The following is a 7,692-nucleotide window of genomic DNA, read 5'->3' on the forward strand; positions in this document are numbered from 1 at the left end:
ACGCGGGCCGGAGCGAACGGCAAGCGCGTCGGCTGTTCACCCTCGCGGTCGGCTACGGACCGGCCACCTACCGGCGAATCCTGCGCTTCCAACGAGCCATCGCGCTCGCCCCCGCCACCGCGACCCTCGCCGACCTGGCCGTAGCCGCGGGGTACGCCGACCAGCCGCACCTCACCCGCGAATGCCGCGCGCTCACCGGCCTCACCCCGGGCGCCTACTTCGCCAAGTAACTCACTCGGCCGCCAGATCCTGTTGCCGCGCAAGGAAATGCGCGGTCTCCGCGGTCGCCGGGTACAGCGCGCGGTAGTGCGCGTAAAACTCGTCGTACTGGTCCGCGCGGGCCGGATCCGGCTGGATCACCTCGGCGACCGGGTTCCACGCCTCGATGTCCGGCTCCAGCCCGACCGCCACCGCCGCCAGATACGCGTCCCCGAAACACGCGCCGACGGTTTCCGTCGGGAGATGCTGCGGCGTCCGGGTCACGTCGCTCACGATGCCGGTCCACACGCGGCCCTGCGTACCGCCGCCGACCGCCACCAGCCGGCGCGCGGGCGAGCCCATCGCGGAGAGGTTGTGCCGAACCCCGTAAGCCGTCCCCTCCAGGGCCGCGCGGTACAGCTCCGCCCGGCCGTGCGAGGTGGTCAGCCCGGCGATCACCCCGCGGGCCAGCGGATCCGGCACCGGAGTCCGCTCGCCCGCGAAGTACGGCAGCATCAGCAGCCCGCGGCTTCCGGCCGGGACCTCGCCCGCCGAAGCGACGAGTCCGGCGAAATCGCCGTCGAAGAGTTCCCGCAGCCAGTCGGTGATCGCGCCGGACGTCGCCATTCCGGCGGCCAGCGAGTAGCTGCCCGGGAAGACCCCGCGCGTCGCCCACAGCCCGGACACCGGCCGGGCCTCGGCGACCGCCTGCACGAGGAACATCGTGGTGCCGTACATGACCATCGTGTCGCCGGGGTCGCGCACGCCCGCGCTGGCCGCTTCGGCCCACGCGTCGATCGTGCCGCAGGTGACCGGCAGCCCGGCGGGCAATCCGGTCTCGGCGGCGGCTTCGGCGGTGACCGTTCCGGCCACCTCGGTCGGCCAGGCGAGCCTCGGCAGGTCGATCCCGGGCGCGACGAGCGCGGCCCAGTCCTCCGCCCAGCCGCCCGCGCGCAGGTCGTACATCGGGTCGCACTGGCTGGCCGAATGGTGGTCGAGCACGTATTCGCCGGTCAGCCGCTGCACGAGGTAGGAACTCGCCATCAGGAACTGCCGGGCCCGCGCCGCGACTTCCGGCTCGTGCCGGTACAGCCACCGCCACTTCGGGCCGACCGCTTGGCTCGACAGCGCGCTCCCGCAGCGCTCCACAATGGACTCTTCGCCGAGTTCGGCGGTCAGCTCGGCGATTTCCGCGCCGGCCCGGGTGTCGACGCCGTACAGGATCGCCGGGCGCAGCGGGCGGCCGCCGGCGTCGGCGGGCAGCAGCACCGGGCCGATGCCGCTCACCGCGAGCCCGGCCGGTTTCCCGCCGCCGGCCAGCAATTCGCGCACCAGGTCCGCGAACCCGGCCCACCACACGGTCTCGGCGTCGTGCTCGAACCAGCCCGGCCGCGGGCGGGAGGTGCTGTGCGGGCGGGCGGCGCGCGCCAGTACAGTGCCGTCCGCACCTACGAGGACGCCTTTCGAACTGGACGTGCCGATGTCGATGCCGAGCAACGGGCCCGGTTGCATCGCAGCACCCCCGGCAATCGGACGGTAAACGATTACCGGGAAGGTATTCTGCGCTCACCGGGGTGTCAAGGAAGCCAGGACGAGGAGGCTCGGTGGCCACGATCAGCGACGTCGCCGCCAGGGCAGGCGTCTCGACCGCCACGGTGTCGCGCACACTGAACGGGAAGTCCACAGTGGATCCCGAGCTGGCCGCCCGGGTGCTCCAGGCCGCCGAGGAACTCGGCTACCACCCGAACGGACTAGCCCGGAACCTGCGCCGCCAGGAGACCGCGGTGCTCGCGCTGATCATCTCCGACGTCGAGAACCCGTTCTTCACCTCGATCGCGCGCGGGGTCGAGGACCTCGCGCAGGTGTCGGGGTATTCGGTCGTGCTCTGCAACTCCGACGAGAACGAGGACAAGGAACGCCGGTACCTCGACGTCGCGCTGCAGGAACGCGTCGCGGGCGTGCTGCTCTCCCCGACCGGCCCGGCCACGAACGTCACCCGCCTGCGCCGGCTCGGCACGCCGGTGGTCGCGGTCGACCGGCCGCTGCCCGGCACCGACGGCGACCAGGTGCTCGTCGACACCCGCCGCGCCGCCCGGCAGGCGACCCGGCACCTCGTCGCGAACGGCTACCGGCGGGTGGCGTGCCTGACCGGGCCGTCCGGCGTGCGCACCGCCGACGACCGGCTGTGCGGCTATTTCGACGCCGTCGGCGAGGAGAACGCGATCTACCGCCGCGCCGAATACCGCTCGGAAGGCGCCCGCCGCGCCGCCGGCGACCTGCTGGACCAGCCGGTGCCGCCGGACGCGCTGCTCGTCGCCAACAGCACGATGGCGATCGGGGTCCTGGAGGCGCTCGCGGAGCGGGACCTGCGGTCCGGGCGCGACGTCGGCATCGTCTCGTTCGACGACGCCCCGTGGACGACCTTGATCGACCCGCCGCTGACGGTCGTGGCGCAGCCCGCCTACGAGATCGGCCGGGTCGCCGCGCAGCTGCTGCTGGCCCGCATCGCCGACAGCACCCGCGAGCCGGTCACCACGACCCTGGACGCGCAGCTGATCGAACGGCGGAGCTCGCACCGCTGACCGCCCGCCGGGCAGCGCGGCGCTTCCGGAGGGAAACGACGTGCCTGGGGGCCCGGCGGAGATCCGCCGAGCCGCCAGGCACGCCCCACCCCCTGTCCCCCCAGCTTCCGCCGCGGACGGCGGAGCACGGGCCGCACCCGAGGGCGGGAAACCGATTACTCGTTCGCAACGTAAATCCGGGGTCCGGGAGTGTCAAGCACACGAAAGCCTGGACAAGCGACCCGGTGCGGGGCAGACTGGCCCGAACTCGCCTACGCATCGTGTTTACTTCTGTGCGATGCGTGGCGATCTTTGGTGAATTCACCCACAAAACGGCGAGAAACCGCACGAACCCGCACACACGCGCTACGCTGAGCGTATGTCGATAGCCCTCGAGAACGTTCTCGCCAGAGCCGGCCTCAAAGCCGACGCGAACGAGTTTCTCACGCTCGTGGAGGACGCCGCCCGCCGGCTGTCGCCGCCGAATCCCGACCCCTCGCACTACTTCTCCCCCGATCAGCGGGCCGCGCTCGCCGACGCCGGCCTCGACCTGAGCCCGCGCGGCGAGGGGGAACCGGACTTCCGCGCGCGCACCGTCGCCGCGCACGCCGTGCTCGCCGATTCCGCGCTGTCGGTCGGCCAGGCCGCCGAGATGCTGAACGTCGACGACAGCCGGATCCGCCACCGCCTCAAGGAAGGCAGGCTCACCGGCTGGAAGGACCAGGGCTGGCGGCTGCCCGCGTGGCAGTTCAACGGCGCGGGCGTGCTGCCCGGCCTCGAAACCGTGCTGCGCGCCGTCCCCGAGGACCAGCCCGCGCTGGTCGTCGCCGCGTTCATGAACACCCCGCAGTCCGACCTGGTGATCAGCGACCGGCCGGCCACGCCGCGGCAGTGGCTGCTCGCCGGCGGCGACCCCGAGCAGGTGGCCCGGCTCGTGGCCACGCTCGGCACGCCGTTCTGACCCGCTGACCTTCCCCGCCTGCGTTCGCTCCGCCCTCCGAGCGCCAGGCCCGCCCCCTGCCCCGACACAGGACGGACAACCTCCCCCGCATGGCCCGGCTCCCCTCGCCTCCGGCGCGGTCGGCTCTGGTGAAGGGGCTGGACCGCAGCCACGACGTGGTTTCGGTGCAGCCCGAGACCCGGCTGGTCCGCATCTTCACCGCGCACGGCAACCATCCGCAGCAGTGGAACACCTTCCGCTACACCGGCCCGCTCCCGCACGGCCGGTTCGACCAGCAGCCGCCCGGACGCGGCGGCCGTCCGGTCACCGACCCGGGCAACGGCGTGCTGTACTTCGGCCTGACCGTGCGCACGAGCGTCGCCGAGGTGTTCCAGACGACCTCGACGGTGGACCGCACGACGCGCGGCCCCCGCCTGGTCGTCGTGCGCCCGACACGGGTGCTGCGGCTGCTCGACCTCACCGGGCTGTGGCCGACCCGGGTCGGCGCGTCGCAGGAGATCTCCAGCGGCCCGAAAAAGATCACCCAGGCGTGGGCGCGGGCGATCCGCGGCGCGATGCCGGACCTCGACGGGCTCTGGTACCGCTCGTCGATGGACGCGGGCAAGCCCTCGCTGTGCCTGTGGGACCCGCCCGCGGGCGCGGCGCTGCCGATCGCCCCGGACGTCCTGCTTCCGCTGGACCATCCGGGGCTCGACGTGCCGCTGGGCCGGGTCTGCGAGGAGCTGAACTACACGCTGCTCAGCTGAGGTGCCGCGCCCACCAGGCCAGCACCGCCTCGAACCGCTGCACCCGGTGCCGCGGCTTGCCCGAGCGCGTCAGCTCGTGCCCCTCGCCGGGGAACAGCAGGAATTCCGTCTCGACCCCGGCCTGGCGCAGCGCGACGAACTGCCGCTGCGCCTGCTCCAGCGGGCATCGCCAGTCCTGCTCGGAATGCACCACGGCGAACGGGACCCGCACGTCCGCGGCGTAGCTGAGCGGGCTCCGGAAGCGCTGCTCCACCGGGTCCGCGCCGACGTAGTTTTCGGTGAAGTAGTAGCCGATGTCGGAGCTGCCCGCGAAGGAGTCCCACGCGTTCACCGCGCGTTCGCTCCACGCCGCGCGGAACCGGTCCGGATGCTTCGCGGCGACCCAGCTCGTCATGAACCCGCCGTAGGAACCGCCCATGATCCCGGTCCGCGACGCGTCGAGGTCCGGGCGCTCCAGTGCCTTGTCGAGCAGCGCGAGCACGTCGTCGACGTCGACCGTGCCCAGGTTGTGCACGACCGAAGTGCCGTGCGATTGCCCGTACCCGGCCGAGCCGCGCGGGTTGCCGAGCACGACCGCGAACCCGGCTGACGCGTACACCTGCGCCTCGTCGAACACCGTCCACTCCTGCTGGGCGAACGGCCCGCCGTGCACCACGCGCAGCACCGGATGCGGCCCCTCGCCCTCGGGAAGCACGAGCCAGCCGTGCACCGGGTAGCCGTCCGGCGCGGTCGTTTCCAGTTCCACGACCTCGCAGAGTCCCTTGTCCCGCAACGGCTTCGAGTAATCGGTGAGCGCGCGGGGACCGGCGGAGCCGAGCAGCACCAGCTCGCCCGCGGTGTCCAAACCGGCCACTACGGCGACGACAGTTTCGCCGTCCGCGGCGAATCCGTGGACCGCCGAGTGCCCGGCGTGCAGCACGCGCAAGTCCTCGAGCTGCGCGCCGTCGGCGTCGGCCGGGACCGCGCGCAGTTCCACCGCGCCGCGGTTGCGCACGGCGACCAGCACCTCGTCGCCGAGCGGGATTGCCGGGCCGGAGCCGATTTCGACGTCGACAGTCTCCACATCGGTCAGCCGCCGCGGTTTCCCTTGCGGCACAACGGCGTACAGGCCGGTGTTGGAGGCGACGACGACACCGTCCTCATGGGACGTGCCGTAGAAGTAGAGAGTGCCGTCCGGCCCGTACACCGGCTGATCGGCATACCCGGCACAGGCGGCGAGCACCTCGGGTTCGCCGCCGTCGACCGGGAACGCGACGAGGTCGTGCTCGCGCGTTTCGCTCCGGTCGAAGTCGTGCGGCACGGTCACCACGACGCGCTCGCCGTCCGGCGTCCAGACCGGCTGGCTGACGCTGTAGTCGCGCGGCGTCACCGCTTCCGGCTCGCCCTCCTCGAAGGTGTCGAGCACGAACAGCCGCTTCGGCCGGTCGCGCAGGAAACCGATGTTGTCGAGGCGGTAGTCGAACCGGGTGATCAGCCGCGGCGCTTCGAGTTCCGGCGTGCGGCCGTCAGCGTCTTCGGTGCCGTAACGGCCCGGCTCCGGGTCCCGCGCGGTGAACGCGAGCCAGCGCGAATCCGGGGCCCACACCGGTGCGTCCGCGCCGAGGGGCAGCGACGTGAGCTTCCGGGATTCGCCGCCGCCGGAAGGCATCACGTGCACCTGCGGGCTGCCCTCGGCGCCCTTGCCTTCCCCGGCGCGCAGGAACGCGACCCAGCGGCCGTCCGGCGAGATCGCCGGCGCGGAGTCGCGCGGACCGTGGGTCCACGGAGTTTCGCCGCCGGACAGCGAGATCCGCCGGATCGCGCTGCGGTACTGGTCGGCTTCCAGATCGGGACTGCTCACCGCGGCGAGCAGGAGGTCACCGCGCAGCGCGGGACGGCCGGGGACGGCGAGGACTTCGATGTCGGCAGGACGCATGCCGACGACCGTACCCGATCCTTAGCAAGGCAAACGACCTATTTGGCCTCTACCGCCCGCTGCTCGTCGCGCTTGGCCTTCGCCAGGCTCAGCACCGTCGTGACGGTCAGGACCACCACGATCACGCCGAGGGACATCCAGTTGCTGATGTCGAGCCAGTCCGGCGCGAGGTGGTACTCGTGCAGCGCGTGCACCACCAGCTTCGCGCCGATGAAGGCGAGGATCACCGCAAGGCCGTAGCTGAGGTAGACGAGCTTCGTGACCAGCCCGCCGAGCAGGAAGTACAGCTGCCGCAGCCCCATCAGCGCGAACGCGTTGGCGGTGAAGACCAGGAACGCCTCCTGGGTGATGCCGAAGATGGCCGGGATGGAGTCCACCGCGAACAGCAGGTCGGCCGAGCCGATCGCGACGATCACCAGCAGCATCGGGGTGATCTTGCGCTTGCCGTCTTCCTTCACCAGGTACTTGTGGCCGCGGTAGTCGTCGGTGACCGGGAACAGCTTGCGCACCCAGCGGGTGAGCGCGTTCTCGTGGTACTCCTCTTCGCCGCCGCCGTGGCCGCGCAGCATGCTGATCGCGGTCCACACGAGCACCGCGCCGAAGACGAAGAACACCCACACGAACTGGTTGATCAGCGCCGCGCCGACCGCGATGAACACGCTGCGCATGCCCAGCGCGAGCAGGATGCCGACGAGCAGCACGCGGTGCTGGTGGATCGCGGGCACCTTGAACGAGGCCATGATGACCATGAAGATGAAGAGGTTGTCGACGCTCAGCGAGTACTCGGTGATGTACCCGGTGAAGAACTGGACCCCGGGATCGTGCCCGGCGAAGAACCAGACGCCGGCGCCGAACACAACAGCGCAGCCGATGTAGAAGATCACCCAGCGCGCGGCCTCGCCTGCGGTCACCTCGTGCGGCTTGTGGTCGACGATCACCAGGTCCACGGCGATCAGCGCGAGCAGCCCGCCGACTGTCGCGAACCACAGCCACAGGGGGACAGTCATCTCAGAAACCTCCGGATAGTGCGCAGCAGCAACTAACCGGAGGTCTCTCCCGCCGGTGCGAAACCGGCCGACGGTGCCGGGTACTTCGGCGAATGACTCGCCGGGGTCACCGTGCTGACGACACCGCCGCGAAGGAATACTCCCCTCACAGCGCGTTCAGTCTGCCGGTTACAGGCTGCGAACGCCAGCCGAGGTTGCCCAAGTCACCGTATTGATGGCGTCGGCTTCGCCGCCGCGTGCGGGATCGCCTTCAAGCCGGCGTTGGGGATGAGCGACGGGAGGGGCCTTCGGCCTGTCCCGTCGC

At 71.4% G+C, this 7,692-nt stretch carries 7 protein-coding genes; 4 read left to right on the forward strand and 3 right to left on the reverse strand.

What is annotated here, in order from left to right; genetic code table 11:
- Positions 1-230: helix-turn-helix domain-containing protein (locus tag ACWGIC_RS43785; protein ID WP_452081850.1), on the forward strand; the 230-nt coding region annotated here is incomplete at its 5' end.
- A gap of 1 nt (position 231) precedes the next feature.
- Here the strand turns inward: ACWGIC_RS43785 and ACWGIC_RS43790 are convergent.
- Positions 232-1,710 carry an FGGY-family carbohydrate kinase gene (locus ACWGIC_RS43790; RefSeq protein ID WP_452081851.1) on the reverse strand — a complete coding sequence of 493 codons (1,479 nt, stop codon included), beginning with the start codon at positions 1,708-1,710 and terminating at the stop codon, positions 232-234.
- A gap of 92 nt (positions 1,711-1,802) precedes the next feature.
- Between ACWGIC_RS43790 and ACWGIC_RS43795 the strand changes: the two genes are divergently transcribed.
- The 3 genes from ACWGIC_RS43795 to ACWGIC_RS43805 all read left to right on the forward strand — a co-directional run bounded on the left by ACWGIC_RS43795 (position 1,803) and on the right by ACWGIC_RS43805 (position 4,466).
- Positions 1,803-2,780 carry a LacI family DNA-binding transcriptional regulator gene (locus tag ACWGIC_RS43795; protein WP_452081852.1) on the forward strand — a complete coding sequence of 326 codons (978 nt, stop codon included), beginning with the start codon at positions 1,803-1,805 and terminating at the stop codon, positions 2,778-2,780.
- A 358-nt stretch (positions 2,781-3,138) separates the two neighbouring features.
- Complete coding sequence (locus tag ACWGIC_RS43800; RefSeq protein ID WP_452081853.1) at positions 3,139-3,720, forward strand: DNA-binding protein; 582 nt, start codon at positions 3,139-3,141, stop codon at positions 3,718-3,720.
- Positions 3,721-3,809: 89 nt separating this feature from the next.
- Entirely contained in the window at positions 3,810-4,466 is a 657-nt protein-coding gene (locus tag ACWGIC_RS43805) for an RES family NAD+ phosphorylase (RefSeq protein ID WP_067582087.1), read from the forward strand.
- On the opposite strand, the gene ACWGIC_RS43810 is transcribed toward ACWGIC_RS43805, so the two are convergent.
- Complete coding sequence (locus tag ACWGIC_RS43810) at positions 4,459-6,381, reverse strand: S9 family peptidase (RefSeq protein WP_452081854.1); 1,923 nt, start codon at positions 6,379-6,381, stop codon at positions 4,459-4,461. The two genes, ACWGIC_RS43805 and ACWGIC_RS43810, sit on opposite strands and share 8 nt — an antisense overlap.
- Positions 6,382-6,419: 38 nt before the next feature.
- Positions 6,420-7,388 carry a TerC family protein gene (locus ACWGIC_RS43815; RefSeq protein ID WP_452081855.1) on the reverse strand — a complete coding sequence of 323 codons (969 nt, stop codon included), beginning with the start codon at positions 7,386-7,388 and terminating at the stop codon, positions 6,420-6,422.
- Between the last annotated feature and the right edge of the window lie 304 nt (positions 7,389-7,692).

This window comes from Amycolatopsis sp. NPDC054798, from assembly GCF_053611505.1.